At 60.7% G+C, this 26,845-nt stretch carries 23 protein-coding genes and 1 pseudogene; 13 read left to right on the forward strand and 11 right to left on the reverse strand.

Features of this window, described 5'->3' with window-relative positions; all coding sequences use genetic code 11:
* Positions 1-16: 16 nt before the first annotated feature.
* Positions 17-1,627: a S53 family peptidase gene (locus tag C0Z19_RS13670; RefSeq protein ID WP_102610374.1), complete on the reverse strand. Its 1,611-nt coding sequence runs from the start codon at positions 1,625-1,627 to the stop codon at positions 17-19.
* 423 nt (positions 1,628-2,050) lie between these two features.
* On the opposite strand from C0Z19_RS13670, the gene C0Z19_RS13675 reads away from it, so the two are divergent.
* Positions 2,051-2,560, forward strand: coding sequence for a DUF1993 domain-containing protein (locus C0Z19_RS13675; protein WP_102610375.1), 510 nt, complete (start codon positions 2,051-2,053; stop codon positions 2,558-2,560).
* A 92-nt stretch (positions 2,561-2,652) separates the two neighbouring features.
* Here C0Z19_RS13675 and C0Z19_RS13680 read toward each other — a convergent pair whose 3' ends face one another.
* The 7 genes and pseudogenes from C0Z19_RS13680 to C0Z19_RS13710 form a co-directional block, all read right to left on the reverse strand.
* The gene (locus C0Z19_RS13680; RefSeq protein WP_102610376.1) at positions 2,653-3,291 is read right to left on the reverse strand and encodes a LysE family translocator; all 639 of its coding nucleotides are present in this window, start codon (positions 3,289-3,291) and stop codon (positions 2,653-2,655) included.
* A 183-nt stretch (positions 3,292-3,474) separates the two neighbouring features.
* Positions 3,475-3,699 (reverse strand): annotated as a pseudogene (locus C0Z19_RS13685) (IS4/Tn5 family transposase DNA-binding protein); the annotation flags it as partial.
* Between the two features lie 167 nt (positions 3,700-3,866).
* The gene (locus C0Z19_RS13690; RefSeq protein ID WP_158242974.1) at positions 3,867-6,431 is read right to left on the reverse strand and encodes a DEAD/DEAH box helicase; all 2,565 of its coding nucleotides are present in this window, start codon (positions 6,429-6,431) and stop codon (positions 3,867-3,869) included.
* The gene (locus C0Z19_RS13695) at positions 6,424-7,395 is read right to left on the reverse strand and encodes a HamA C-terminal domain-containing protein (RefSeq protein WP_059668597.1); all 972 of its coding nucleotides are present in this window, start codon (positions 7,393-7,395) and stop codon (positions 6,424-6,426) included. Before C0Z19_RS13695 ends, C0Z19_RS13690 begins: the two co-directional genes overlap by 8 nt.
* 101 nt (positions 7,396-7,496) lie before the next feature.
* Positions 7,497-9,260 carry an ATP-binding protein gene (locus C0Z19_RS13700; protein WP_233196125.1) on the reverse strand — a complete coding sequence of 588 codons (1,764 nt, stop codon included), beginning with the start codon at positions 9,258-9,260 and terminating at the stop codon, positions 7,497-7,499.
* 74 nt (positions 9,261-9,334) lie between these two features.
* Complete coding sequence (locus tag C0Z19_RS13705; protein WP_102610380.1) at positions 9,335-10,510, reverse strand: SIR2 family protein; 1,176 nt, start codon at positions 10,508-10,510, stop codon at positions 9,335-9,337.
* A 155-nt stretch (positions 10,511-10,665) separates the two neighbouring features.
* Complete coding sequence (locus C0Z19_RS13710; RefSeq protein WP_102610381.1) at positions 10,666-10,944, reverse strand: helix-turn-helix domain-containing protein; 279 nt, start codon at positions 10,942-10,944, stop codon at positions 10,666-10,668.
* A gap of 127 nt (positions 10,945-11,071) precedes the next feature.
* Here C0Z19_RS13710 and C0Z19_RS27960 point away from each other — a divergent pair, with 127 nt between their 5' ends.
* From C0Z19_RS27960 to C0Z19_RS13735, 5 genes are all read left to right on the forward strand, one after another.
* Complete coding sequence (locus tag C0Z19_RS27960; RefSeq protein ID WP_146012053.1) at positions 11,072-11,335, forward strand: hypothetical protein; 264 nt, start codon at positions 11,072-11,074, stop codon at positions 11,333-11,335.
* A gap of 1,147 nt (positions 11,336-12,482) precedes the next feature.
* Entirely contained in the window at positions 12,483-12,785 is a 303-nt protein-coding gene (locus C0Z19_RS13720; RefSeq protein WP_102610383.1) for an ArsR/SmtB family transcription factor, read from the forward strand.
* Positions 12,786-12,882: 97 nt separating this feature from the next.
* Complete coding sequence (locus tag C0Z19_RS13725; RefSeq protein WP_102610384.1) at positions 12,883-13,941, forward strand: alkene reductase; 1,059 nt, start codon at positions 12,883-12,885, stop codon at positions 13,939-13,941.
* A 14-nt stretch (positions 13,942-13,955) separates the two neighbouring features.
* On the forward strand, positions 13,956-14,711 hold the full coding sequence (locus C0Z19_RS13730) for an SDR family oxidoreductase (protein ID WP_102610385.1): 756 nt from the start codon (positions 13,956-13,958) through the stop codon (positions 14,709-14,711).
* A 105-nt stretch (positions 14,712-14,816) separates the two neighbouring features.
* Positions 14,817-16,556 carry a tetratricopeptide repeat-containing glycosyltransferase family protein gene (locus C0Z19_RS13735; protein ID WP_102610386.1) on the forward strand — a complete coding sequence of 580 codons (1,740 nt, stop codon included), beginning with the start codon at positions 14,817-14,819 and terminating at the stop codon, positions 16,554-16,556.
* A gap of 91 nt (positions 16,557-16,647) precedes the next feature.
* Here the strand turns inward: C0Z19_RS13735 and ftrA are convergent, their stop codons facing one another.
* Positions 16,648-17,616: a transcriptional regulator FtrA gene (gene ftrA, locus C0Z19_RS13740; protein ID WP_102610387.1), complete on the reverse strand. Its 969-nt coding sequence runs from the start codon at positions 17,614-17,616 to the stop codon at positions 16,648-16,650.
* 127 nt (positions 17,617-17,743) lie between these two features.
* On the opposite strand from ftrA, the gene C0Z19_RS13745 reads away from it, so the two are divergent.
* Positions 17,744-18,211 (forward strand): rhodanese-like domain-containing protein, encoded by a 468-nt coding sequence (locus tag C0Z19_RS13745; RefSeq protein ID WP_102610388.1) that lies wholly within the window; start codon positions 17,744-17,746, stop codon positions 18,209-18,211.
* On the opposite strand, the gene dapA is transcribed toward C0Z19_RS13745, so the two are convergent.
* The gene (gene dapA, locus C0Z19_RS13750) at positions 18,177-19,034 is read right to left on the reverse strand and encodes a 4-hydroxy-tetrahydrodipicolinate synthase (RefSeq protein ID WP_102610389.1); all 858 of its coding nucleotides are present in this window, start codon (positions 19,032-19,034) and stop codon (positions 18,177-18,179) included. The two genes, C0Z19_RS13745 and dapA, sit on opposite strands and share 35 nt — an antisense overlap.
* A 359-nt stretch (positions 19,035-19,393) precedes the next feature.
* On the opposite strand from dapA, the gene C0Z19_RS13755 reads away from it, so the two are divergent.
* Both C0Z19_RS13755 and C0Z19_RS13760 read left to right on the forward strand, forming a co-directional pair.
* Complete coding sequence (locus C0Z19_RS13755) at positions 19,394-20,686, forward strand: aspartate carbamoyltransferase (protein ID WP_102610390.1); 1,293 nt, start codon at positions 19,394-19,396, stop codon at positions 20,684-20,686.
* A 69-nt stretch (positions 20,687-20,755) separates the two neighbouring features.
* Complete coding sequence (locus C0Z19_RS13760) at positions 20,756-21,346, forward strand: nucleotidyltransferase family protein (RefSeq protein ID WP_102610391.1); 591 nt, start codon at positions 20,756-20,758, stop codon at positions 21,344-21,346.
* Here C0Z19_RS13760 and C0Z19_RS13765 read toward each other — a convergent pair whose 3' ends face one another.
* Positions 21,347-22,372 carry a zinc-dependent alcohol dehydrogenase family protein gene (locus C0Z19_RS13765; RefSeq protein ID WP_199180776.1) on the reverse strand — a complete coding sequence of 342 codons (1,026 nt, stop codon included), beginning with the start codon at positions 22,370-22,372 and terminating at the stop codon, positions 21,347-21,349.
* Positions 22,373-22,479: 107 nt separating this feature from the next.
* Between C0Z19_RS13765 and C0Z19_RS13770 the strand changes: the two genes are divergently transcribed.
* The 4 genes from C0Z19_RS13770 to C0Z19_RS13780 all read left to right on the forward strand — a co-directional run bounded on the left by C0Z19_RS13770 (position 22,480) and on the right by C0Z19_RS13780 (position 26,698).
* Positions 22,480-23,445 carry a LysR family transcriptional regulator gene (locus C0Z19_RS13770; RefSeq protein ID WP_233196126.1) on the forward strand — a complete coding sequence of 322 codons (966 nt, stop codon included), beginning with the start codon at positions 22,480-22,482 and terminating at the stop codon, positions 23,443-23,445.
* Between the two features lie 206 nt (positions 23,446-23,651).
* A complete protein-coding gene (locus C0Z19_RS28480; RefSeq protein WP_175083994.1) occupies positions 23,652-23,798 on the forward strand; it encodes a hypothetical protein in 147 nt (48 codons plus the stop codon).
* A gap of 253 nt (positions 23,799-24,051) precedes the next feature.
* The gene (locus tag C0Z19_RS13775; RefSeq protein ID WP_146012054.1) at positions 24,052-24,951 is read left to right on the forward strand and encodes a hypothetical protein; all 900 of its coding nucleotides are present in this window, start codon (positions 24,052-24,054) and stop codon (positions 24,949-24,951) included.
* Positions 24,952-25,156: 205 nt separating this feature from the next.
* Positions 25,157-26,698: a methyl-accepting chemotaxis protein gene (locus tag C0Z19_RS13780; RefSeq protein ID WP_102610478.1), complete on the forward strand. Its 1,542-nt coding sequence runs from the start codon at positions 25,157-25,159 to the stop codon at positions 26,696-26,698.
* The last annotated feature ends 147 nt before the right edge of the window (positions 26,699-26,845 follow it).

Below are 26,845 nucleotides of genomic sequence, written 5' to 3' on the forward strand. Positions count from 1 at the left end.
CTTTTGATCGCTATCGTCAGCCGCCGGGCTTTTTGCCCGAGCCCGCCCCTGACGCCGCCAACGCCTGGGCAATTCGACGCCCGTTGGGACTACCCAAGCCCGTGCAGGCATCCCAACCTTGCGCCGCGGCATAGGTGCCGTTATCGCCGGCCGTGATGTCGTTGAATGCGCTCGCCGCTTGGTAGAGCTTTGCGTTCAAGAACCCGGCGTTCTTGCCGTTTTGTGCGTTGATGCGCGCAACGAGCCCCGCGAACAGCGGCGCGACGGCGCTCGTGCCGCCGACAGGGGCGCTCTGGCCATCGATCAGCACGTCGTAGCCGGAGGTAGGCGAAGCGTCCGCGGCGACATCTGGCACGCCGCGTTTTTTGAGCGGTGCGACGGAACCATCGGCGCGGGTCGCCTTCAGTCCTTCCTGCCAGACAGGCAGCGCGAACAGCGTGCTGACACCGCCGCCGGTCGCCCCGCCGGACGACCCGTCGTTCCAAACCACTTCCTTCGTGATCGATTGAGCGCCGGCCGAAGCAGTCACATGCGTGCCGCCGCAGGCGAGCACGTACGGACTCGCGGCCGGAAAGTCGACGTGATCGCCGCCGTCGGCAGCGCCGTCGCTCGAACCGTTGTCGCCCGACGCCGCGCAAATCGTCACGCCTAACGCCGCAGCGGACTGCAACGTGTCGCTGAAGCTCGTGATCGCCTGTTGAGTCCACGCGCTTTCCGGGCCTCCCCAACTGATCGACAAGACCGATGGCTTGTTCGTCGAATCGTGCAGCGCATGCGAGACGGCGTCGACGAATCCGGCATCGCTGTTCGGCGCGAAATACACGGCAATCTTCGCTTTGGGCGCAATGGCGCCGGCGATTTCGATATCGAGCGTCACTTCGCCGTCGGGGCCGCTCGGATCGCCGGTCGGCCTATTGTTGGCGCCATCGACCGGGACCGAAACGACGTCCGGAGTCGGAACACCGAGCCCAGAAAAATAGGCAGACAAGTCTGATTTCACAAACCCACCGCCGAGTTCGATGAGGCCGATGCACTGCCCGGCGCCGTCGCCCGGGGGAAATTCATAGAGCGAAGCCAACTGCAGCGGCGTGAACGCGTGCGCGGCGGCGTGAGCCATGATGGGCCCGGACACCGGACGAAATCGGAAATGAGGTTGCGCCTGGGGCCGGTCATCGAGGCCGAGCACCGCCGTGACGACACCGGCGATATCGTCCGGAATCGTAATGGCGCCCGTACGACCGCGGAAGCGCCCCAGCGACGGATGCTCATAGTGCAACAACTCCACGCCAAACGCCGCCTGGAACTGCTCGGCGGTGCCGGCAAGCACCACTTTCGCGGCGCACAGGTCCCGCCGCGCGATCGTGAGCCGATACTCGCGTGCGAACGCTTCGAGCTTGGCAAAGTCTTCGGGGGCAACGGCGAAACGCTTCTCGAACTCGTCGCGCGAGACCGGCGCCGCCTCATCGCGTGCGATGCGCTGTGCCAGATCTTCGAGTTCTCGCCCGCCCCGCCGGCGCAGGGTGACGACTACCCGCATCGTTTCGTGCGGGTCGATCGGACCGAGGCACTTCGCATTTTCAACGGCGGCACGATCGCTGCCGGCCAGCCTCTGTCTCGCTTGGGTCATGTATGACGCTCCTCACGTAGTAGGTACGCCGAAGCTCCGACAAGCGCCTTGCTCGCGCAGTTCCTGCCGCGCCGCAGCGGCGGCCGCTACGCGATGCTGAGCCGCCTATCGGAATCGCAGAGAGCAGTGCAGCCATTCGTCGGACAACTGCTCAAAGTGTAGTCCATCGAAGGCCGCGCGCGCAGTGCGCCACACGCACGTTAGCCGTTCGGCATACGCCAGGAGACGCTGCGTGTTGTGGCGCCAGCGGGGCTCCGTCCGGTTGCCGCACGGGCCTGCGTTGGCATCGCCAGCAGATATTGCCGCGTCGGCATATGATGGCCGCGCAGGGCCGGAGTTGCGCCGCGCCGGCGTGCCGGGCACGACCGCGTTTCGTGCGATCCGGCCCGCGCCAAATGTCAATAAGAAAGGAAGACCCAGCCCATGACTCTGTCTGTATACCAAGCTACGGTGCCCGTGTTCACGCGTGGCCTCACGAACCTGCGCACCGTGCTGCAAAAGGCGCACGACCACGCGCTGACGCAGCGCATCGAGCCCTCGATCCTGCTGTCGAGCCGGCTCTATCCGACTATGTATCCGCTCACGAGGCAGGTGCAGATCGCGACCGATGCCGCCAAGTTCTGCATCACGCGATTGGCGGGCGTCGAGCCGCCGAAGGATGAGGACACCGAGACGACGTTCGACGAACTCTACGCGCGTATCGACAAGATCCTCGCCTATCTGAGCGGGTTCGATGCGGCGCAACTGGAAGGCAGCGAAGCGCGCACCGTTACGCTGAGCCTGCCCAGCGGCAAGCACGAGTTGTTGGGGCGGACGTATCTGCTCGACTTTGCGCTTCCCAACTTCTACTTTCACACGACGACGGCGTACGCGATCTTGCGTCACAACGGGGTCGAGCTAGGCAAATTCGACTACCTGGGACGGCTGGCCTGACGCTCGCCTGACGCTCGCCTGCGGCTTGCACGCTGCCCTCGGGCAAGTCGCAGGCGGTCAAAACCGGCGTTTTCCGGCTTTCGACTCGAAGCTCAGTCGAACGACAAACGCAACGCGAAACCGAGCAACGCAGCGGAAAACGTCCAGCGCTGAAGCGTTTGCGCAAGCGGATACTTGCGCAGCGCCGTCGCGATACGCGCGGCGCCGACGGCGTAAAGCGTGTCGAACAGCATGCCCACGATGAGCAGGACCACGCCGAGTTCCGTCACCTGAAGCGCGACGGGGCCGGCGGCCGGACGGATGAACTGCGGCAGCAGCACCGAGCAGAACAGCAAAGCCTTCGGATTGAGCAGATTCGTCAACAGGCCTTTGGTGAATGCCTGCCGCAATGCGCCGCGCTCGCCAGCCGCTTGCGCGGACGCATTGCCCGCCTGCAGCGCGAACATCGGCGAGCGAAAGATCTGGATCGCGACGTAGGCGAGATAAACGGCGCCGCCGTATCGGACGACTTCGTAAAGCCAGGGAGCGGCCTTCAGCAGCGCCGCCACACCGCAAGCCGAGAGCGTGACGTGAGTCGCACGGGAGGCGGCCAAGCCGCCGGCCGTCATGAGCGCCGTGCGTGTGCCGCGGGTGATGCTCGTTTGCAGTATCAAAGCCATGTCGGGCCCCGGAATCGCATAAACCACGATCAGCGCGACGATGAAGGCGAGAAGCAAGTCGAAGGAAATCACGGCAACCTCGATGGATCCGATTCGGGAAGAGAGGAAGGTTCGTATTGTGCCGCTGGATGTGGAGCGATTTTCGGCTATCTTCGACTGAAAAAATGTCCATATTAGCAATTTCCTCCAATCAAACATCATTCTGAAACGTTTTCCTCCAAGATAATTTCGGTGACCGACGGGCGGCGTTCACAGCTGCCAATGCGGCTCCAGAATCGAATGCCACTGGACCTTCTCGTTATCGAAGAAGCGGTACGCGGCTATCGTTTCGCCCCAACCGTGGCATGCCTGAGGCACACTGGCCGTCGGCTCGGCCGACATTCTTTCCATCAAAAGCCTCGCTCGCTTGTTCAGGCGCGCGTCACCCAGGTCCAGTTGCTCGAATTCCGTTTGTGTCCAGGGCGTCGATTCGGTGACCAAGGCGTGCGCTCAAAAGCGCAAAGTAAACGACATCCGCCGACAGTTTACAAGCGCTGCGCTATGTCATTGAAAGTAAACAGGCTTTCCCGCCCCCTCGGCCCGACTGCCACGTTGTGTATAACCACATGCCTTCAACGGCAGCTATCATGGGAGAAATTCAGCTATTCCTAAACTGCGCTCAACCCGATTCGGTTCAACTCCGCGAGGACTATATGCGATAGCCCTGAGGTCGCAAGCTTCGAATTCCGAAGCCGTTTTTTCACGGCCACGGCATCCAAATCCTGGGCACCCAGAAAATCCATGACTTCGCGCGCCGCAATTCGGGAAAGACCAAGCTCCATACAACCAATCATGGTTCCACTGCAGGCCCCGAGCTCGAGAAATAGGGGGATAGGTGGAACATCAAACTCACGGTCCGGCGAGATGGTCTTCACGGCGTACTTCAACAAATCGATATAGCAGCCGAAATACCTGACGTAGTGAAACCTCAATTTTTCTTCAACTTCAGAAAGGACCTTTATAATAATTTTTCCTGCCACCGGTGGCTCCCCGCCGCTGGCCGATGCCTTTTCCCGCGCGTCGCGCAGCTGGAAGTCAATCATGTCTTTCAGCGAGTTACCCCGCATCCAACTAAGCGAAAACCAAGAAAAATATCTCCCTGCTTGGCTCGCCTTACCCTCTAAGTGCTCGTGGATGAGCGACATCACAAACTCAAGCCGCTCCTTAGCATCCGCGTGCGGTTGCAGAGGATGTAGCGGCACGTAATCCTTGAGCCGCCGTTGCTTCACTCCTTCGAGGAGAACGTCGAACATCGCCTGTTGACGGAGAGGGGAAACGCTTGCGTTTCTCTTAATTATCTCGGCAGGAAGACTAACTTTTCCTATATATTGGCTCACCGCCGCTTTGAGCTTCTCTGCTTCGACTCCAAAATCCCCACGTGTTGCTCGCTCGACGGTACGGTCCAGCACCCCCTCCTGAGCATCGACGAACAGACGCGTGAAGACACTTTCCGCAAAATTTGTATCCTTCACGCCAGACCGGTGATTTCTGTCTTCAACGTACTCCATAACTACCGGGTGCGCAGTCGTAAAGGCCTTCGTCAACGAAGGGACAACTTCACGTTGTCGAGGCTCCTCTATAGGTTTTCTGTCCCATTTTGCATAGTCTACCAAGAAGACATTCCCATGGGTGTCCTTCGCAAGTCTACCTGCGCGGCCGGCCAGATTCCAGAAGTCGTCGGGCCCCATCGGATTACCTTTTCCCTTTCGGGGGTTATGGATAAAAATGTTACGCGCCGGGAGATTCACGCCCTGTAGCAATGTGGACGTGCAGACTAAGTACTTTATTTCCCCCGCAGAAAAACAATCCTCAATCGCCTTTGTTATATTCGTCGGCATGTTCCCGTAATGGAATGCTACGCCTTCCTCAACACAGTTGGCCAACGCGTATTCCGGATGAACGTGGCGCCTGATGAAATCAGACAGCTCTTTCAGTGAAACTGACCCTTGGCGTTTTTTCTGCGTCAGTCTAACAATTCCCACGGCCAACTTTTCGGCGGCAGCCTTGCCGGACGCATACACTAAGTTTTGACCATCACCACCTAAAGTAACAGTCGCCGAAAGGAAACGTTGCTGCTCAGTCGTGCCCCCTTTTTTTTCCAACTCAATCATTCCAAGCGATAGCGGCGATTCCGCGTCCCGGTGAAGCGACAAGTTAAGGAGCTTTTGCTTTTTTTCAGTGATGAAATCTACGTAGATGAGATTCTGTCGTACTGGACGGAGTGCAGTTTCGACCGTAGGGAGGTCGCCAAGCCCAAGTAGAGAACCAATTGGCCCTCCGCTTCGCGAACCCGGCGTGATAAATAAAATTTTAGCGGCAGGCGCTCGGCGATGCATGTCTTCGAGGCACGAAAGAAGCAACATTCCTCGTGAGCCATCGGATATTTGCTGTGCCTCGTCGACAATCAAAACATCAAGGGTCAGCGCGGCCTCGTCCATAGCCGTTCGCAGTCGCTCCTGAGTAAATACAAAAATTCGCGACCGATTGACTGCTAGTCGGTCGTCTGCGCGTGGGACACTGCTTATAATCGGTGCGTTCGGAAACGCAGCGAATGCAGCACTCAACGACGCTTGAACCTCATGAATCAATGAGCGTGACGGAACAATGTAAGCAACGTCAAGAAGCCGATCGCCTTCACCAATAAGTGATTTCAGATAGGTCTGAATCAGAAAGGACTTTCCGGCGGATGTTGGCGCAGCGATGCTCAGGAATTGACGTTCGATAAGCTCTTCCCAAACATCCGCTTGGAAATCTGTGAGAAGAACCGGTGCACCCAACACTTGAATCAAGTTACCATCCCGGCGCACCTCCTCCGTAAGCCCTAACTGCCAAGGCAATCGATATTGGCTTTCGAAGTCGCGCTTAACAAAATCACTGGCGGGAAAATTTCCCAGCATTGCCAGGACGTGTTGACATACCACACGTTCCTCGTCAAAAAGTGGCAAGGATGCAAGTGAGTATATAATGTCCTGCGACAAGACAGCGAATCGTTCATCCCCCGATTGAGCAAAAATAAGGGCAGAGCGAAGTAGCTTTCGTGATTCGGCACGCGGTAGAGACGCGCTCCGGCCCCAGAGCGAGGCAAGGCTCTCCTTCTGCAGGGTTTCATAAGATGCTTTGAAATGCGCATGCTCTGCAACACGCCGAGCAAGTTGAAGTTGTAGCTCAGCCATATAATGCCTTATCGAAAGCGTCACGGAACGCTTGCACATCCGGCAAAGGGAAGAAAAATAAATCTACAGTGTCAAGGGAGACATCGTGCGCATTTAGATGCGATTGAGCGGTTGTAAGGCTCGTTTTGAGATTCTTGCGGTAAAGTTTCACGAATTCTTCTTCGGCCTCGGCTGCCGGCTTCCCGGTTATTTTTCCGTAGGCGTGAAAATCGAAGCCAACTAGCAGCGCGAACTTGTCCACCCGGGAGTTAGATTCCTCGGTTGCATAGGGATGGAGGAACCTCAGAAGGTGTTCCTGGATTTCAGAAGGGAATCCGTCAAGGTCAATGTTGCCTGTCGTTAGCTGCAACTCGTTCTCCATCCGGCCGTCCACATTTCTGGCGAGCAAACCAATCGATTCTGCTGCCTCCGCCATTCCGCTAGCGAATGTTTGATGCAGTTTTGATTCACCAAATACCATCGCCAAGCGATTTCCGTCGATGTCCCACATGGCGTGGACGCCGTCAGCTCCGTGAACGGGCATATCGGGACTTGTCTTCAGTCGCATCTTCGAAAGTACTAAAGGTGCTTTTAGGAAATGCTCCACAAGTACGTAGAGAAGGAGTTCACCACCTTCTCCGGAGCGACTATCTGACTCTCTCGCTTTGATGAATCTTGCTTTCGCCCATCGGGCCAACTCCTCAGTTTCTCTGGAATCGTATGGGTCCGCAGCATCCCTCATTTTCGCCAGTCGACGCTGCGCTTTTGTCGCGCAGAATCCCGTTATTTCGCCCATCAACATCATGACCAGCTCCGCCACAGTTGGCTGGCCCGACTTGAACGCAGGATATAGGAAGTGGGCGACAACGGGTGGTAGGCCCGCGTCGTGCACGGTCAGCTTACGAATACGCGCATCCACGTAGTGACGTCCGAGAATCCTATCGAAATGTATCCTCGGATTTTCGTCTTCAGCGGTCGTTGCCATTCAGTACATTCCCTGCCTTTTCATGCAGCATTGTTTTCTATTTTTTGTGGATGCACATTATGACACTACAACTCTGCGCTATCCACCACCACACATCTCATCTATCGCCCTTCCTCGACCCGTTGCATAGGCAGGGGTAACGCTGTCCATCTTTGCACAATGCTCTCAATCTCTACACTCGATAATGGTTGAGCAGCCCACCCGGAGGAAAAGCGAATATCTGCTGAGTCCGGCACCTGCTCAGGCGTAAGCTCTCGTATTTTGATGCGGGCTGGCAGCGCAGCGGCCTCGCCCACAAATACGGCTTCCCGACGAGAGAGCGACGACAGGATTCGGGTGAGGCCAGCTAAGCTGTCCGGTAGGAATCGACCAACATGTTCTTGGTCGCTTCCGTTCGTCAATCGCAACACGACCCATGAGTTGCACTGAGAAAGCACGGTGCTTTCCACGTCCGACGGCCTCTGGGAGACGAGCATCAAGCCCAGTCCGTATTTTCGGCCTTCTCGTGCGATGCGACGGATTGCGTCCTGAGCCTCCCGGTACTGTGCGTCACCACGGTCCGGCACATACCTGTGTGCCTCCTCGCAGACTAACAGTACAGGGTCACGGTCCCGCTCAGCGCGGGTCTGCCAAACTTTGTAACTAAAGAGAAGTCTCGAGATTGCAGCCGCGAGCGGGCCAGCCACTTCATTCCGTAAGCCCGATATGTCGATGATTCGGACCGTTGCTTGCCCTTCCGCCACTCCAATAAGCTGGCCCAGTACGGATTCGACCGATTCATCCTCGTGCTCACTCATGAGAAATCTCAGTCGAGGGTCGGCAGTCAGCACGTCTAGCTTGTCTAGGAGGGAGTCGAGTGATTTTCTATCTGACGGAGACAGAGTATCTACTTTCCCGGTTTTTCTACCCTGCACTTCGTCCATGTGGCGTCGGAATTCAGCCAACGAAAACTTGATAGGCCTATCCCGGTCGAAGGCACCAATGTGCTCAATCGTCTTGCCAGCGCAGAGCACATCCACGCGGTCACCAAGAACTCCATCGGCAGGCAACGGCTCAACGATACCGGCGCTGACCATACGGGCATGTTTGAGTGCTTTGAATACGATATTGTTCTGTGACGTTGCCTCCGCCTCCCCCTTTCCGACGATGAGGCCCCTAAGTTCATCTCCGCTCATCAACCAGTAAGGAAGTTGTAGCGCGTTGACCTGCGCCCCATCCTGCACAGCAGCGTCGTATGCTCTGTAAACGACTGCCTTCTCCTTGAACGCAGCCGCGTATTCTCCGTGCGGGTCAATCAGAACGATGCGTGGGCGAATCAGCTGACCATCCAATCCCCGGTGCTCAAGAACGGAATGAATGATTGCCGCCACCGTGCCTGATTTCCCTGAACCCGTTGACCCGAGAATCGCGCAATGCTGCCCGAAGAGCTTATCAATGTTGGCGCGGCAAGTCGCACCATTCGCGCCCACGTACTCGCCCAAAGCGACGAGCGGCGATGCAACGTCATTCTCGTTCACGCCCTCGGCGGCAACGTAAAGCATTTCCAGTTCATCGGCTGTGGTCAGATAAACTGACTGCAGCGGGAGGGGGTATGTCTCGACACCTCGCGAATACTCAAGAACGCACGACTCAGTATTCCACACCCCTTGGGCGAAGAGGTCGGCCTCCATTACCCTTGAGTCATCACCAGGCGCAATACGCTGCTGTTGCTCGACCAGCGCAATTTCCGACTTCATGCGGAGCATGCGGACGTAGGCAAACAGCACTCGCCGGCCATAGTGAATCTTGACTATGCTGGCCAGCTGCCCGACCGCATATACTCTTCCGTCGATGGCCTTCGAAAGCTCAGTGATGTTTGGGTCCATCTCGACGCGAATGGACGTGCCGCTGACCTCCAGAATCTTCCCAAGCCTCAGGTCCGCATGCTCTTGGAAGGGTCTCATTGCGCTTCACCCGAGTCGAGAAATTTGGTCAGGCCGCTGAACGACCACCAGCCAAGTTGTCCACCATCACTTGGCTGAAATCGCTTTGAGCCCCAGTACAACGCCTTGTCAGAGGCCACGTATACGCGCGTGTTCATGCGAGGGTCGTTGCGCCACCGCTCGAGAGTTGGCGGAAGGCATGTCACGCCGTCGGCGCCATTCACCTCCTTCGAGAAGGCAACTAGGTTTGTCTTGCTCCCATAAGACTGAAGAGCCAGGTCAATCTCGTTGTTGATATGGTCGTCGCCGAAACTGTATCCTGCGACCGCCAGCAGATGCGCGCTCGGACTCGCCAAGGATGCTCTGAATTGAGAAAACAGGTAAGCAAAGGGGTCCTTTTGCGTCTCGATGTACTTCGTCGCCTGAGGGTATATCAGCAGGTTTTTCTTTGACGAAAGGTAGTCGACGTCATACCGGCAACGAACCAGGCCATACGTGGCGTCATTTACCCAGTCGACAGAACCATGCAACTTATAGACAGGGCAAAGATTCGTCTGTGAACGACCGATGCGTTCATCGAACTCCGAAGGGTCCCAGAACCCAATCGCCGAACCATTGAAGCCGTCGATAGGGACGCGCCGCTTTAGCGCCAAGGCGTCCTCTAGGAGAGTGTCGTAGTTCGTCGTGAAAAAGGAGATATTGCTCCGGGTCTCAAGGTTTGAACGGTTGTCGAAGAGCGCGCTGAGAAACGCGACGTGGTGCTCAATCTTGACAATTGAACTTCCGGATTGCCCTACTAGGTCCGCCTCGCCGTTTTGTCCACGGCGGTATCCGTATCGCACGGTCACGCCAATCGCTTCGATGATTGCTTGGTACGCGTTGATGAGGTCAGCTTCCGTGCACTCCTCGTTGCCCAGTCTGGCAGTGCCCGTACGAACGCGTCGACTGATGGCAACTAGGTCGCCGAGATGGGTAAGTACGTGTTCAACGTGACTTCCTTCAGGTAACTGTTCAACGACCAAGCTGAAAAGCTCGCTGTCCCGGCCCTCAAGCAACTGGTCCACCCGGTAGGTGAGCTGATACATGAGCGGGATATTTGATTCATAGCTCACCCCGGCGCCGAGAAGCCAATACTGCTGGTTCAGGTCTAAAAGCTTACGCAATTCTTCTTGATTTCTCTCGAATTCCGTCATCGTTTTGACTCTTTTGTGTTATGGCACGTAACGCGAGTCGCCCGACTTCAGGCGCCCTCTCGCCTGAACTGTCACGATGACCGCAAGCCTTGAGCTTAGCTTCCCAAATCCGAAGGGTGCCCGCTCCAGCGGACGCCGACCTCGCGACACCATTGCTATCGTTGAGGCGTATCAATGCATCGGCAACCTTTTGCCGGCTGTTCACTTTCACTTAGTAGCTCGACCGGGTCGACTTCAAGGACCTTCGCGAGTTTCTGAAGGCTATCAAGCGTGATGTTCACGGCGTGTTCCACTTGACTGATATACGTCCGGTGAAAGCCACACTCCGCCCCCAATTTTTCCTGAGAAAGCTTTCTCTGCTCGCGTATTCGTCGAAGGTTGCCAGCGAACCGCTCACGCAGCCAACGTTCGAATTTGTTCTTATCAATTTCCATAGATGGGAGCGTCGCCCAACACTGCGTTCTCGTGTACTGTATATTAATCTACCGCATATAAATCTACAATTGCGTCTGCTGTCGGCGGTGACACCGTTCACCACGGACCAAATCAGGGTCATCGGATTTGAAAAGGAATGACGAAAAAGCCTGCGGCGACGTTGGTGGCGGGCGCACAGGCGAATATCTGGAGGCGAAAACGTTCTTTGTTTTCTTTCTCGTCAGCGGCGTTGGTGGCGAACTTCGTGTGAACGCTGCTTTGAGAACCCGCGATGGTGAAGCCGTCTCGACCCGACCTCTTCGGCCAGACATCAACATTCTCGCGGAGACGCTTGACTGCTTCCCGGGCGCTGTCGTGGTCCCGATTGGCAGTATCGTGAAGCACGCCTGAGCGCAGAAACTATTGGAAACAGTAAGCGTAACTGCCGACATGAGAAACGAGAAGGGCGCATCTGGAGGGCGACCGGCCGAGAGCATCGCCGGGAAAGATTTCAGAGCAGCAATCGCCGCTGTGACACGGGAGGCGCTGGAAATGCTGGCAAGGGAATGGCCGGCTGAGTATCCGGCCGGGGCGGTGGAGCGGCTAATACCGGGCGAAAGCCTGTTTAGGAGCAGAAGCGGAAGACTAACGTGGCAGCCAGAGAGGTTCGTGGTACGGGGCGCCCCTGGCTGCATGAGGAGCAGTTTGGCACCAAAATTCCGGTGATGAGGAGAGGGTGATTCCGAGTTGCAAACTCGGTGTTCCGAGTGCATCCACTAAAAGCGTTTTCGCCTTGTGCCACGCGGGTTGGCGAGGAGGTCTCCCTCCCTCGCAAAACGCTTCTAACCCCTGTCTGAGAAACGTTTCTGCTTCTCAAGGACACCGGGCTCGGCTGGCCAGCCGGCGCTTAAAAAATCAGAGCATTGCAGCGGGCGGCGGAAGGGCGATTTACCCCGCCTATGTCCCAGATGACGGCGCTGCGGGGTGGGACGTCCTTCCGGCGAACGCCCTGACGGCAAATCGACTCGGCGCCTGCAAACAAAGGGAGCGGGATTTTGAATCCGGCGTCCCCGATGATTAGTTCCGTTTACGTCCCGTCGCGGAAGGCTTCGCGGCTACCGACACCCCCGTAAAAGAAACTTTTTCGGGGTGGCGTAAAAGAAACTAATCCATGCCAGCAAACGTCGCCGACGTGACGACATCTCTTACTCCACCGCCACCGACTTCGCCAGATTCTACGTTCCGCCTTCATCTGACTGAAAAGCGTCACGAACGCGTCCTGGAAGTCTTCGAAGACCACGGCGACAATTTATTTTAACTATCAACATATCATCTCAATACATTTTTCAACTTTTTGGTCGATGCATCATAAGCTTCGAGGCCATCTACAGTCGCGGCACGAGCCCGACAGACTTAATTGTTTCCCATCACCTATCGCCCCTTTAGCCAACGCGGGTTTCGCGTATATCGCAAAAAAACGATATAAACTTCTCCTACTGGCGATACCCGCATCGGATCTACACGTACCGTGTGATGGCGGGCCGCCCGAACGTTTGCAATGACGATAGATATCGATGCCATTCACAAGGCGCTCGCCAATCCTGTGCGACGCGAGATTCTCGCGTGGCTCAAGGAGCCGGACGCCTACTTTCCCGAGCAAGAGGTGCCGCTTGAATGCGGCGTCTGCGTCGGGCAGATCAACGCGCGCTGCGGTTTGTCGCAGTCGACGGTGTCGGCCCATCTTTCCACGCTGCAAAGCGCGGGGCTCGTGACGGTGAAGCGCATCGGTCAGTGGAGCTTTTTCAAGCGAAACGAAGCCGTCATTCAAGCGTTTCTCGCATCGCTGCGCGACGACTTGTGAGGCTGTCGCCTGCTCGCTCGTCCGCCCAGCGGTGAACTCCATCGTTACTTGCATCGCGACGCGCCTCGGCGTGTCGCGCCCATGAGGAAAACCTGCCATGCCTACTTTGTTCGATCCGCTCGTCGTCGGCGACCTGACCTTGCCCAACCGCATCATCATGGCTCCGCTCACGCGCCAGCGCGCGGGCGACGAGCGTGTGCCGAACGCATTGATGGCGGACTATTACGCCGAGCGCGCATCGGCGGGCCTGATTTTGAGCGAGGCGACGTCGGTTACGCCGCAAGGCCTCGGCTATGCGGCCACGCCAGGCATCTGGTCCGACGAACAAGTTGCAGGATGGAAAATCGTGACCGACGCCGTGCATGCCGCCGGCGGCCGTATCTTCCTGCAGCTCTGGCATGTCGGACGCGTGTCCGATCCGATCTTCCTGAACGGCGAATTGCCCGTCGCCCCCAGCGCAATCGCGCCGGCCGGCCACGTGAGTCTCGTGCGCCCGCAGCGCCCGTACGTCACGCCGCGCGCACTCGAACTGCACGAGATCGCCGGGATCGTCGCGGCGTTCCGCAAGGGCGCCGAAAACGCGAAGGCAGCAGGCTTCGACGGCGTGGAAGTCCACGGCGCAAATGGTTATCTGCTCGACCAGTTCCTGCAAGACAGCACGAACCGGCGCACCGACGCCTACGGCGGCCCGATCGAGAACCGCGCACGGCTCTTGCTCGAAGTCGTGGACGAATGCATTGCGGTATGGGGCGCAGCACGTGTCGGCGTTCACCTGGCGCCGCGCGGCGATGCGCACACGATGGGCGATTCGAATCCCGCCGATACGTTCGGCTACGTCGCGCGCGAACTCGGGAAGCGGCACATCGCGTTCATCTGCGCACGCGAGTCGCTCGGCGAGAACCGCCTCGGCCCTCAACTGAAGCGCGCGTTCGGCGGCGTCTATATTTCGAACGAAAAGTTCACAAAAGAATCGGCGCAGCAGACGCTCGATGCGGGCGAAGCGGATGCGGTCGCCTGGGGCCAGTTGTTCATCGCGAATCCGGACTTGCCGACGCGCTTCAAGCTCGATGCGCCGTTGAACAAGCCGAATCCCGAAACGTATTACTCCACGGGCGCAGCCGGCTACACCGACTACCCCGCCCTTGAAACAGTCTGAGCGGAGACCGTGTTATGACGACATCGAACCTCACCACCAAAGCGATCGTCACAGGGCATACGCGCGGTCTGGGCGCCGCGATCGTCGACGCACTGCGCTCGCGCGGCATCGACGTACTTGGCGTGGCGCGCTCGCGCCGGACACCTGCAGCCCATGCCGAACCGTCGCCGGCAAGGTTCGAAGAAGTCGAGCTCGACCTGTCCGACAGCCAGGCGCTCGCGCAATGGCTGTCGGGCGACCGTCTCGGTGCGTTCGTGCGCGGCGCCGCGCGCGCGCTGCTCATCAACAACGCGGGGACGCTGGGGCCTGTCGGTCCCGGCGCCACGCAGCCGCCGGCCGAGGTGGGCCGCGCGGTCGCGCTCAACGTAGCCGCGCCGCTTATGTTTGCGAGCGCGTTCAGCGCGGCCACGAAGGACGTGCCCGATCGGCGCATCGCGCACGTATCGAGCGGCGCTGCACGCAACCCGTACCCCGGGTGGAACATCTACTGCGCGACGAAGGCTGCATTGGATCACCATGCCCGTGCCGCCGCCCTCGATGCCGAGCATGGGCTGCGCATCGCGAGCGTCGCCCCGGGTGTCGTCGATACGGACATGCAGGCTCAGATCCGCGGCATCGACGAGGCGCGCTTCCCGTTGCGCGAGCGCTTCGAGGAGATGAAACGCACGGGGCAATTGACGTCGCCCGAGCAGGCTGCGGGCAAATTCGTCGACTACCTGCTCTCCGACGCGTTCGGACAAACGCCGACCGCCGACATTCGGTCGCTGTAATCGGCGCGGCAGCCCGGGGCCCCACGGTGCAGCCGTCGCGTATCGGCGATAATCGGCGTCATCCATTCGATACGCCGCGCGGCCCGTTTCACCCCACCCGAACCCATGAGCAAACCCGGCAGTCCACGCCACCTCGACACCCTACTTCGCGAAGCGGTCGAGCTTCAGCAAAACGGCGCATCGGCCGAAGCCGAAACCGTCTACCGCGAAATACTTGCACTGCGTCCGCGCCATTTCGATGCCCTTCAGTTGCTGGGCGCGCTCGCGCTGCAGACGGGCCGCTATGAGGAAGGCGTCACGATGCTGAAGAAAGCGCTCGAGATCGACCCGCGACAAGCGGCGGTCCATTCGAATCTGGCCTTTGCCCTGAACGCGCTGGGGCGCCACGATGCCGCGCTGGCCGCTGCCAATCGGGCGCTCACGCTCAAGAGCGGCTTCGTCGATGCGCTGAACAATCAAGGCACGGCGCTGGCGAGGTTGCATCGGCCCGACGATGCGCTGGCCAGTTTCGATAAAGCGCTCGCCGCCCAACCGGGCTTCGCCGAAGCATGGAACAACCGCAGCTGCGTCCTGCGCGATCTCGGCCGGCCGCAGGAGGCCGTCGCCAGCTGCGATCAAGCGCTCGCACTGCGGCCAAACTATGCCGAAGCATGGAGCAACCGCGGCAATGCGCTATCCGACCTGAACCGCCCGCTCGAAGCACAGGCAAGCTACGAGCGCGCATTGGCGGCGGCATCGGGACTCGCCGATGCCTGGAACAACCTGGGCCTCACCTACGTCGACCTCAATCGCCATGCCGATGCGCTTGCCTGCTACGAGCGCGCGCTGGCGCTGGCGCCCGATTCCCCCGAAACGCATTGGAACCGTGCGCTTTGCCTCTTGCAAACCGGCGAACTCACAGCCGGTTTCGCCGAATACGAATGGCGCTGGCAGCGCCCGCGCATCGCGCCGAGCCTTCGGCAGTTCGACGCACCGCTATGGCTTGGCGATACGCCGCTGGCAGGCAAGACGGTCCTGCTGCATGCCGAGCAAGGCCTCGGCGACACATTGCAGTTTTGCCGATACGCCGGGCTCGTCTCCGCGCAAGGCGCGCGCGTCGTGCTCGAGGTCCAACCTGAGCTCACGCGCTTGCTCTCAGGGCTCGAAGGTGTCGACGAACTCGTGACGGCCGGCGACCCTCTGCCCGCGTTCGATTGCCATAGCCCGTTGCTGAGCCTGCCGCTTGCGCTGCGCACGACGATCGATACGATTCCGGCTCGAACGCCCTACCTCCGCGCGCAGCGGGATGCATCGGCGCGCTTTCACGCGCGGATCGAGGCAGCGCTGGCGGGATCGCCCCCCGCGGTGAAAGTGGGCCTCGTATGGGCCGGGGGTCTACGCCCGCACGTGCCCGAATTGCGCAAGAACGACGCGCGGCGATCTTTATCGTTCGAGCGCTTTGCACCGATCGTCGAGGTGCCTGGCGTGCAGTTCTTCAGCTTGCAGAAGGGCGAAAGCGCCGAGCGTCAATTGAACGCCATGCGAGAGCGGCACGAGGCAAGCCGACGTGTCATCGATTGGACCGGCGAGCTGACCGACTTCGCCGATACGGCCGCACTCGTCGACAATCTCGATCTCGTGATATCGGTCGATACGTCGACGGCCCACCTGGCTGGCGCCATGAACAAGCCCGTTTGGATATTGAACCGGCTCGATACGTGCTGGCGCTGGATGCTCGAACGCGAAGACAGCCCCTGGTATCCGAGCGCGCGACTGTTCAGGCAACCCGCGCTCGGCGATTGGGACAGTGTGATCGAATCGGTTACGCAAGCGTTGCGCTCGCTCGTCGACGCCCGCGCAGGTTGATTGCGGCACACGGGGCGGCGAGACGCCACGAGCGTGAGCACACCTTCGTCTACCCGGACGACGCGATGATGATCGCTTGGTGAATGTGCCGTTACCTCGCACTGCCGCGTGCGAATCGCTGACGATAGGCCGCCGGACTCGTCATGGCGATACGACGAAAATGGCGGCGCATCGACTCCTCCGAACCGAACCCGGCACGCTCGGCAACCACGCCGATCGACAACCGCGGCCGCGTCTCGAGCATGTCTTTCGCCAGCGCGACACGCTCGCGTATCAGCCATTCATAGGGGCCGAGGCCCGTCGCCTCGCGAAACCGCCGTTGCAGCGTGCGCCCGCTCATCGCCGCGCGTGTCGCAAGCGATTCGATCGTATGCGCCGACGACGCATGCGCGCGCATCCAATCGATCAATCGGGCGAGCCGGCCGCCGTCGTCCTCCGGCGGCATCGGACGCGGAACGAATTGCGCCTGCCCCCCATCGCGATGCGGCGGCACGACGAGCCGCTGCGCGACGCGATTGGCCACCGCGCCGCCATGATCGCGACGCACGAGATGCAACAGCATATCGAGCCCGGCCGCAGAGCCCGCTGCCGTCACGATCGTTTCTTCATCGACATAAAGCGCATCCGACTCCACGCGCAATGACGGATACCGGGCCCTGAGCTTGTCGGCGTAGCGCCAATGCGTCGTCACAGTCTTTCCATCCAGCACGCCGGCGGCCGCGAGCACGAACACGCCAGAGCAGATCGAACAGAGCCTCGCCCCGCGCCTCGCAGCCGCGCGCAACTTGCGTAAGAGCGGCTCCGGCGGCGTTTCGTCCGCATCGCGCCAACCGGGAATGATGATCGTATCGGCACGATCGAGCAGCTTGAGCGTATAGGGTGCGGTCATCGTCACACCACCCGCGGCTCGGATCGGGCCACCCTCCGCCGCACAAACAGCGAAGCGATACCAATCGACGCCGAGTTCCGGGCGCGGCAACGCGAACAATTCGACGACACAGCCGAACTCGAAAGTGCAGAGCCGATCGTACGCGACGGCCACGACAAGATGAGAGTGCATGGCGCGATGTTACCGGATCTTGTCGATTACGCCACTGCCGGCAGGGGCTGGCATTCGCAATAATGCTTACACCCTTCGATTCAGCTGCGTTCGAAACAACGTTCGAAACAACCACAGAGAGGTATCCATGACCACGTCATCGGCAGTGACCGCCGTCGCTCCGGCAGCGAGCGACGTTGCACTCGCGCATTTCGAATCGTCGCTGCGTTTCGAAACCGATTGCGCCGACGTCCACGACGCGCTGATCGTAAAAGGCCAATCCGACTTCGTTTTGCTCGATGTCCGCAGCCCCGGCCTGTACGCCGCGGGGCACGTGCCGGGCGCAGTGAATCTCCCGCACGGCAAGATCATTGCATCGAAGCTTGCGCACTACGCGCCCGACACCGTGTTCGTGACCTACTGCGCCGGGCCGCACTGCAACGGCGCGACGCGTGGCGCGATCCGTCTGGCTCGCTTGGGACGCCCCGTCAAAGTGATGATCGGGGGCGTCACGGGGTGGCTCGACGAAGGTTTTGCGCTGACGACGCAGAGCGACACCGCGCCTTCGTCGAACGCTGAACTCACGCAGCAGCCAAGCCCGTCAACGCCTGCATGAGCGTGTCGCTCACGGGCGTCATCGGCGAGCGCAACTCGTTCTTCAGCCAGCCTTGCGCTGCAAGGGCCGCCTTCACGGGCGCAGGGTTCGGCTCGGACGCCAACGCGCGCAGCAACGGCGCCAGCTCGTGATAGATTGCGCGCCCTTGCGCAAGATCGCCCTGCGTCAACGCCTGATACATCGCCACAAAACGCTCGGGGCGAACGTGAGCCGCCGCCGAGATCGCACCCGCGCCGCCCATGCATATCGACGCGAATATCGCATCGTCGTTGCCGGCCAGCACTTTGAGCCGCCCGTCGAGAATCAACGCGAGCGTGGTATCGGGTACGCCCGCACAATCCTTGATGGCCGCGATGCGAGGATGACCTGCGAGCGTGAGCAGCGTATCGGGTTCGAGCCGCACGCCGGTACGATACGGAATGTCATAGAGAACGATGGGCTTGGCGCTGACATCGGCCAGCGTCGAAAAATGCTCGACGAGCCCCGCTTGCGACGGTCGGATGTAGTAAGGCGCGCATAACATCACGCCTGCGATCGGCTCGTCGTTAAGCCGCAAGACGCGCTCGCGCAGCACTGCAGCGCGATTGCCCGCCACGCCAGCCACCACCGGCAGGCCCTCCGCGGCGCGCAAGATCGTCGCCAGCACGGCGTCCTGCTCTTCGCCCGAAAGCGCCGCGGGCTCGCCCGTGGTCCCGAGCGCGGTGAACCCGGCCACGCCGGCATCGCGATAACGAGCGACCAGCGCGGCGAGCGCACGATGATCGACGGCGCCCAGGTTGAACGGCGTGACGAGCGGAATCCAAATACCGGAAAAAATCGACATTGCTTCACCTCAAATGAGACCGAAGGAATCCGAGGGAAGGCGCCGGGCAGGCTGGATGAAGCAGAGAGGAGGTGGCTGTCCCGTCGCGCGTCCGACGGCACAACGCACCGGTCAGACGTGCGATTGTTTTTTCGATTTGGAAACGGCGAGCGCCGCTGCGTCACCCAGCGAAGAACGCGGGGCGGACGTGACGGCAACCAACGAGAAATAAACGGGGCGCGTTTCCATTCGCCGCAGTGTACAGGCCCTCGCGCGCAAAGCCAATCCTTTCGGTGACGATTTCCTGACTTCCCCTTGACTTCCGCCAGCGGCGACGTACTATACGCAGCGCGCATACTCTCAACCGACCGAGGCCGCCAATGACCGTCCCCCAGCAAGCCTTCCTGCGCGACGCCATGCGCCGCATGAACATGACGCGCGATTCCTTCGCGAACCGCATCGGCGTGAGTCGGCGCGCCCTTGACACGTGGCTTTTGCCCGAAGATTCACAGGAATCGCGCTCGATGCCCGAGATCGTCGAGCGCTTCGTTTCGGAGATCGTGCTCAACAGCGGCCGGGAAGAAGGCTATACGCATCGCGTAGATTCCGCCCCGCTGGGCAACCGCATCCTATTCGAAGGCAAACCTCAATTGCTGTCGGTCGATCAGTTCTCGCGCGAATCGGTCGAGGCGCTGTTTCGTGTCGCCGACGTCATGCAGCCGATCGCGCGGCGCCAAAAGATATCGCGCGTGCTCGAAGGCGCAGTGCTCGGCAATCTCTTCTTCGAAGCCAGCACGCGCACGCGCGTTTCGTTTGGCGCCGCGTTCTGCCGCCTGGGCGGCTCGGTGTGCGACACGACGGGCTTCACGTTTTCTTCGATGGCCAAGGGCGAATCGATCTACGATACGAGCCGCGTCATGAGTGGCTACGTCGATGCGCTGGTCGTACGGCACCCGGAGCAAGGATCCGTCGCCGAGTTTGCGCGCGCGACGAACCTGCCCGTCATCAACGGCGGCGACGGGCCCGGCGAGCACCCCAGCCAGGCCCTGCTGGATCTCTATACGATCCAGCGCGAGTTCTCGCGGCTCGGCAAGATCGTCGATGGGGCGCACATCGCACTCGTCGGCGATCTCAAGTACGGTCGCACCGTGCATTCGCTCGTCAAACTGCTCGCGCTTTATCGCGGCATCAAATTCACGCTGATTTCACCGGCTTCGCTCGAAATGCCCGCCTACATCGTCGATCAAATCTCGCGCAACGGTCATGTCGTCGAGCAATCGAACGATCTGGCCGCGGGACTTCGCGGCGCCGACGTCGTCTACGCCACCCGTATCCAAAAGGAGCGCTTCACTGACGAGTCGTTCGAAGGTTACACGCCTGAATTTCAAATCAACGAGGCACTCGTCGATGCCACCTGCGGACGGGACACGCTGATCATGCACCCGCTGCCGCGCGACAGCCGCCCCGGCGCCAACGATCTGAGCATCGACCTCAACCACGACCCGCGACTGGCGATCTTCCGGCAAACGGATAACGGCATTCCGGTGCGCATGGCGATCTTCGCCGTGCTGCTGGGCGTCGACCATCTCGTTCAGCACTCGATGCGCGATGCCGCGTGGCGCCCGCCGGCCTACCTCGGTCCGGACGATGCGGTGTTTCATGGCATCGATTGACGTGGTGAAGCGCCGCCACGAAGCCGTGACTGCCGCACCAATTCCTCATTTGCAACGGGGCAACGCCTGATGACCTATGCTTCGTCCGCTACGGCATTGCTGCTCGCCGCCGGCCGCGGTACCCGCTTCGATCCGGCCGGATTGCAAAACAAGCTGTTGGCGCCGCTTGCCGACGGCACGCCCGTCGCATGCGCCGCAGCGCACGCATTGTTGGCGACGATTGCGCACGTGACCGCTGTGGTGCGCCCCGGAGCGGAAGCGCTCGCGCATGCGCTCAACGAAGCAGGCTGCGACGTCGTCTTCTCGACCGACGCCGAGCGCGGCATGGGGGCGAGTCTTGCCGCTGGCGTACGTGCGACCGCCGATGCCGAAGGCTGGATCATTGCGCTGGCCGATATGCCGTGGGTCGACCCGTCTACGATCGAAGCGCTCGCGCGCCGTGTCGACGCCGGAGCATCGATTGTGGCACCGATCTACCGCGGCCGGCGCGGGCATCCGGTCGGCTTCGGCGCCATGCATCGGGACGCCCTGGCATCGCTCGATGGCGACATCGGTGCGCGTCGCCTGCTCGAAGCGAACGAGGTCGAGACCATCGAGGTGGAGGATGCAGGAATCCTGGCCGACGTCGACACCTACGCCGACCTGCACCGCACACGATGATCAGTTGGCCTGAACGACGATCTTGCCGAACGCACCGCGCTTCAGGTGCTCGAACGCCTGCGGCAGCTGTTCGAATGCGTAGCGCTCGTCCACGACGGGCTTCAGTTCGATAGCGTCCACCGCGCGCACGAGATCCTCCAACGCCCGGCGATGGCCCACGCCGATGCCCTGAATCACAGGTCTCGTCAAAAACGACGGCACGCTTGGAAAGGTCATCGTATGCTCGCCCAAGACGCCGATCAGCGAGATACGTCCGCCCTGGTGCAGCGCGCGCAACGAGGTGGCGAGGTTCTCCCCACCGGCCAGTTCCAAGACGTGGTCGACGCCGCGACCGGCCGTATATTCGCGCGCCAGCACGTCCCACTGCGAATGTGCTTGTCGGTCGATCACATAGGATGCGCCGAGCTCCGTCACCTTGCGCCGCTTCTCTTCGCTGCCCGACGTCACGATGACTCGCGCGCCGTGCGCTCGCGCAAGCTGCACCGCGAACAGCGCCACGCCGCCCGTGCCCTGCACGAGCACGGTCTGTCCGGCATGCACACCGCCCTTTTCAACCAGGGCAAACCAAGCCGTCAACCCCGCGCACGGCAGCGTGCTGGCCGTCGACGCGTCGAGCGTGCGTGGCGCTTGCACAAGCCAGTCCTCGTGCAGCACGACATATTGGGCAAGCACGCCTGGCAGCGAGCCGCCCAACACACGGGCCGTCGGCGGCCAGTCGCCGTCGAGCCATCCGGCCCAGAACGTGCCGATCACATTGGCGCCCTCGGCGAACCGCGTCACACGCTGCCCCACTGCAACGACGCTGCCGGCGAAGTCCGATCCCGGTGTGCAAGGAAAAGGCATGGCGGCCCCATCCTCGCCGTCCACCACGCCGAGGTCTCGGTAGTTCAAAGACACGGCGTCAACGCGGACGAGCACTTCGTAGTCGCCAGGCGTCGGTATCGGCGCCGTCTCGAGTTTCAGATGTTGCGCCCCGGGGCTCGTCACGCTCCATTTTTTCATCGTCGTCGCGGCGGCAGGCTTCATGGCTTCATCTCCTGAATGTTTGATGGAGTGAAGATTACCGGCGATCAAATGTCTCCAGTGGAGGCAAATTTTCGTTTGATTGTAGACTGCAAGGAATCAATCGAATCATGAGCGGTTTTCCATATATTTCCGGTGGGGCGATGACGACTGACCGACTAACAGGCATTTCCGCATTCGTTCAAGCCGTCGAAGCAGGCAGCTTTGCGCTGGCGGCCGAGCGTCTTCACCTCACGCGCTCAGCCGTCGGCAAAAGCATTGCCCGCCTCGAAGAGCGTCTTGGAACGCGGCTTTTTCTACGCACCACGCGCCGCCAAACGCTGACGACCGACGGGCAGGCGTTCTACGACCATTGCGTGCGCGCACTGGCCGAACTCGATGCAGGCGCGGCCGCGCTGAGCGCCGCGCGCCTGTCGCCGCAAGGTCGATTGCATGTCAGTGCGCCGGTGCTGTTCGGTCGCTTGTGCGTCGCGCCCGTGCTGCTCGAACTGGCTGCACGCTACCCGAAACTCGAATTGCAGATGAGCCTGACCGACCGCGTCGTCGACCTCGTCGATGAAAACGTCGACCTGGTGCTGCGTAGCGGTACGTTGCACAACGCGCCGGCCGATCTCGTCGCGCGCAAATTGGGCGAGCAGACGATGCGACTTTGCGCGAGTCCCGATTATCTGGCGCGTCACGGTACGCCGCGGACTGTGGCCGAGCTCGATGGTCATCACGGCGTGCTTTATACGGCAGGCAGGCGCGACGTCGCGTGGCCGCTCGCCGATCAAACGGGTTCGATGCGGACGGTGACGATGAAGCATCGGCTTCGCTTCGACGATCTCGAAACGATCGTCGCCGCTGTCAAAGCGGGGGCTGGCATCGCACGTCTACCGTGCTGGCTTATCGGCAACGATCTGCGGCAGGGCTCGCTCGTTGCGATAATGCCCGAGGCATCAGGGCCACGCATCGATGTGCATCTGGCTTGGCGCCGCACGCGGCATCTTCCCTCGCGCGTACGGATCGCGATCGATGTGCTGGCGGCGCGATTGCCGGAGGTACTGGCGGTGGGGACGGACAGCAAGCCCGACTAGTCACGCGAACAGGCCCGATCGCGGGGACGACAGGCATGGACCATGCTTGCGAATCACCGTGCGATCGATCGATGGCCAGGTCCTACGAATGCGCGCTGAAACAACGCGCACCTGATCGATGGATAGCGTATAAAAGAGAGGAGCCGCTGCGCCCCTCAGGTGCCACCTGGCACCGTTACCGACCCGCACACGCCATGGACTATCGCATGCATACCGCACCGATTCCCGACCCTGTCGCCGACCCCACGCGCGATCCGGAAGGTGAGCCCGCGGTGCCCCCCGCGCCCGGCCACCATAACGACGAACCGCAGCGCCCCGAAGGCCCGCCGGACAAGAATCCATCGCTGATGTAGCCGATCTCGATCGGCTACGGACGTCGCACGGCCGCTCCTTTTCGCGGCGCACGACCGCGCGCAGGCGCAGGCGCAGGCATGGATGGTGCATATGAGCGGGCTTCCGTCTTCCGCCCGGCTTCGTAGAACGACTCAAAAACAGTAGTTGCCGCATGCGCTGCCTACGAATCGTTCGCGCCCCATCCAGGCATAAGTGGTCCATAGTGACGTCACATTTCCATCATGACGTCAGTCTTTCCAAACGGAGCACAGCATGAGCCTCGCCCCTGTGGGTGGCGGCGGAAGCGGATACGCTATCGACGCTGCAACCTTTAACGCATTATCCACTTACGATTCCGCGGTGACGGCCCAGGCCTCGCCTCAAGATGCACCCGACCAGGTCGACAAACTTCAGCAGGCCGAGTCGGACGTCATGGACAAGGTCGGTCAGAGCATGCTGGCGCGCTACCAGACCGACACGGGCAATGCACAGGCAACCATGAGCCAAATGGAAGCCGATACCGCCGGGTTCGCAAAAGCGACGCAGGAGCTTAGCGCTCAGTCTCCGGCGAATGCTCATACGATTGCTGCAGTGGCATGGACGCTCGGCGCCGATCACGATGTCGGGCAGGCCGAGGCCGCCGCCGGCCACGCGCATGCGAGCGCAGACGCCGTCAATCTTGCGGGCATTACACAACTGAGCACCGACTTCCAGTCGGCAGGAACGAACGCGCTGCCTGCGGATATTGCAGCGTTCGCGAGCCAGAGTCCCCTCGTACAGCGATTGCTTTCGACGGCACAAACCTCCGCGCTATCTGGCGACGCAAATGCGAAAGCAGCGTTCCAAGCGCCGCTTGCCGCACTTCACACGTCCCTCTCGGGCATCGAAGATAACGCCAGCCTGCCCCAGGCCGCGCAGAACGGCGTGAGTTACACCATGACGCATATCGACACGATGCGAGGTGTGAACACTCCAACCGATACGGCGAATACCACTGCCAAAATCAGGTCGGAATTCAAGCACATGGCGGAGACGGAGGAACAGTTCCAAAAAATGCAGAGCCAATTTCGAAATCCGCCCGCCCTCGATCCGAACGCGCAAACGGCACTTCGAATGCGGGAAGCAGAACAAGAAGAAGCAGCGAAAATGCTCAAGGGAGCAAACGCCTCCTGAGCATAGCGTCGTCAGGCGCCGCATCGCCAACCCCGGGGGATCGCTTCCCCCGCCGCCTTGAGAAACCCTGACCCAAATCAGGGTTTCCCCCTCTGCGCCGCTTGAAATGACAGGTCGATATACGGACAGGCGCGGCTTCTGCGAGCGATGGCTCGGACGAAGCCGCTGACTGATCGACCAATCGAGAGCGGACCGAATGCAGAAAATGACTTTGAATCAACGACTCGGATCGATGATCGCGGTCCTATGGGCCGGGCTCATCCTGATCGGCGTCGCCGGCGTATGGCAAAACCGCACGTCGATGATCGACGATCGCAAAGAACGGTTGGTCGCCCTGGTTCAGGAAGCGACCAGCATCGCGCAGCACTACTACGACGCCGCACAGCAGCATGCAATGAGCGAGGACGACGCGAAGAAGCAAGCCCTTCAAGCGATCGGCATCCTGCGCTACGGCTCCGACGGCTACTATTCGATCAACGATTCGCAAGCCGTCATGCTGATGCACCCGATCAAGCCCCAACTGGTCGGCAAAAACCTTGCAGGGTTCACGGATCCAGCAGGTAACCACCTGTTCACCGACATCGTCAAGGCGTCCCAGCAAGAACACGGTGGCTTCATCCATTACCTCTGGTCGAAACCCGGCAGCGAGGAACCCGTCCCGAAGCTGTCGTATGGGCTGCGTTTCGCCCCGTGGGATTGGGACATCGTCACCGGCATGTATCTGGATGACGTCAACGCTGCCTTCGTCTCGAACATCATTCGTTGGGTCACGATCATCGGCGTGCTCGGGGTGCTTGCGACGATCGCGATGGTGCTCGTCCTTCGCAGCGTGCGACGCGGGCTGGGCGGCGATCTGGAATTCGCCGTCTCCACGGCTCAACGAATCGCCGGCGGCGATTTGACGGCGCGCATTCCCGTTCATCAAGCAGACGAAACCAGCCTGATGGCCGTGCTTTCGCAGATGCAGTCGGGCTTGGCGGACGCCGTCAAGCGCGTGCGCGCCGGCACGGAGAACATCAATGTCGGCGCGAGCGAGATCGCCGCCGGCAACACCGATCTGTCGCAACGCACGGAGCAGCAGGCAGCCGCGCTCGTCGAAACGGCGTCGAGCATGGACGAGATGACGACGAATGTGAAGATGAATGCCGAAAGCGCATCGCAGGCGGCCAAGCTGGCCGAGCAAGCGGCCGATGTTGCGACGCGCGGCAGCAGCGTCGTCGACGACGTCGTGCGCACAATGCACGAAATCACGTCCAGCTCGCAAAAGATCGGCGACATTATCGGCGTCATCGACGGTATCGCGTTCCAAACGAACATTCTCGCGCTCAATGCCGCCGTCGAAGCGGCGCGCGCCGGCGAGCAAGGCCGCGGCTTCGCCGTCGTGGCGTCGGAAGTGCGAAGTCTCGCCCAGCGCTCGGCCACGGCCGCCAAGGAAATCAAGGCACTGATCGAATCGTCGACGAACACCGTCGACCAAGGCGCCGCGCTCGTGGCGAACGCCGGTTCGACGATGAGCGAAATCGTGCAATCGGTGCGCCGTGTCAACGAGATCCTCGAAGAAATCAGCCATGCATCGCGCGAGCAAAGCGCCGGCATCGAGCAAGTGAATCGTGCGGTCGGAGAGATGGATAAAGTGACGCAGCAAAACGCCGCGCTCGTCGAACAAGCCGCTGCCGCCGCCCAATCGTTGAAAGATCAGGCAACGGTTTTGCGCGAAGCGATCTCCGGTTTCTCGCTGCCCGCTTAAGGTGGCCGCCTGGCCCGGCTATCGTAGCGGGCCGAGGTCATCGAAAGCCCGGAAACAGCGGTCGGGGCCACCGGCTGCTTCAATCAACCGCCGCACTCGCGGCGGTTTCTTTTTGCGCGGTCGCCTTGCAGGAAAAACGGTGCGCCG

It is taken from the genome of Trinickia soli, from assembly GCF_002879855.1.
Taxonomy (GTDB): Bacteria; Pseudomonadota; Gammaproteobacteria; order Burkholderiales; family Burkholderiaceae; genus Trinickia; species Trinickia soli.

What these genes read in the sequence shown, in the direction of transcription:
- C0Z19_RS13670 (WP_102610374.1), bottom strand. Translation starts at nt 1,627, where the DNA reads ATGACCCAAGCGAGACAGAGGCTGGCCGGCAGCGATCGTGCCGCCGTT.
- C0Z19_RS13725 (WP_102610384.1), top strand. Translation starts at nt 12,883, where the DNA reads ATGCCTACTTTGTTCGATCCGCTCGTCGTCGGCGACCTGACCTTGCCC.
- ftrA (WP_102610387.1), bottom strand. Translation starts at nt 17,616, where the DNA reads ATGCACTCTCATCTTGTCGTGGCCGTCGCGTACGATCGGCTCTGCACT.
- C0Z19_RS28480 (WP_175083994.1), top strand. Translation starts at nt 23,652, where the DNA reads ATGCATACCGCACCGATTCCCGACCCTGTCGCCGACCCCACGCGCGAT.
- C0Z19_RS13765 (WP_199180776.1), bottom strand. Translation starts at nt 22,372, where the DNA reads ATGAAGCCTGCCGCCGCGACGACGATGAAAAAATGGAGCGTGACGAGC.
- C0Z19_RS13775 (WP_146012054.1), top strand. Translation starts at nt 24,052, where the DNA reads ATGAGCCTCGCCCCTGTGGGTGGCGGCGGAAGCGGATACGCTATCGAC.
- C0Z19_RS13720 (WP_102610383.1), top strand. Translation starts at nt 12,483, where the DNA reads ATGACGATAGATATCGATGCCATTCACAAGGCGCTCGCCAATCCTGTG.
- C0Z19_RS13710 (WP_102610381.1), bottom strand. Translation starts at nt 10,944, where the DNA reads ATGGAAATTGATAAGAACAAATTCGAACGTTGGCTGCGTGAGCGGTTC.
- C0Z19_RS13675 (WP_102610375.1), top strand. Translation starts at nt 2,051, where the DNA reads ATGACTCTGTCTGTATACCAAGCTACGGTGCCCGTGTTCACGCGTGGC.
- dapA (WP_102610389.1), bottom strand. Translation starts at nt 19,034, where the DNA reads ATGTCGATTTTTTCCGGTATTTGGATTCCGCTCGTCACGCCGTTCAAC.
- C0Z19_RS13705 (WP_102610380.1), bottom strand. Translation starts at nt 10,510, where the DNA reads ATGACGGAATTCGAGAGAAATCAAGAAGAATTGCGTAAGCTTTTAGAC.
- C0Z19_RS13780 (WP_102610478.1), top strand. Translation starts at nt 25,157, where the DNA reads ATGACTTTGAATCAACGACTCGGATCGATGATCGCGGTCCTATGGGCC.
- C0Z19_RS13695 (WP_059668597.1), bottom strand. Translation starts at nt 7,395, where the DNA reads ATGGCAACGACCGCTGAAGACGAAAATCCGAGGATACATTTCGATAGG.
- C0Z19_RS13760 (WP_102610391.1), top strand. Translation starts at nt 20,756, where the DNA reads ATGACCTATGCTTCGTCCGCTACGGCATTGCTGCTCGCCGCCGGCCGC.
- C0Z19_RS13730 (WP_102610385.1), top strand. Translation starts at nt 13,956, where the DNA reads ATGACGACATCGAACCTCACCACCAAAGCGATCGTCACAGGGCATACG.
- C0Z19_RS13735 (WP_102610386.1), top strand. Translation starts at nt 14,817, where the DNA reads ATGAGCAAACCCGGCAGTCCACGCCACCTCGACACCCTACTTCGCGAA.
- C0Z19_RS13770 (WP_233196126.1), top strand. Translation starts at nt 22,480, where the DNA reads ATGAGCGGTTTTCCATATATTTCCGGTGGGGCGATGACGACTGACCGA.
- C0Z19_RS13700 (WP_233196125.1), bottom strand. Translation starts at nt 9,260, where the DNA reads ATGGACCCAAACATCACTGAGCTTTCGAAGGCCATCGACGGAAGAGTA.
- C0Z19_RS13745 (WP_102610388.1), top strand. Translation starts at nt 17,744, where the DNA reads ATGACCACGTCATCGGCAGTGACCGCCGTCGCTCCGGCAGCGAGCGAC.
- C0Z19_RS13755 (WP_102610390.1), top strand. Translation starts at nt 19,394, where the DNA reads ATGACCGTCCCCCAGCAAGCCTTCCTGCGCGACGCCATGCGCCGCATG.
- C0Z19_RS13690 (WP_158242974.1), bottom strand. Translation starts at nt 6,431, where the DNA reads ATGGCTGAGCTACAACTTCAACTTGCTCGGCGTGTTGCAGAGCATGCG.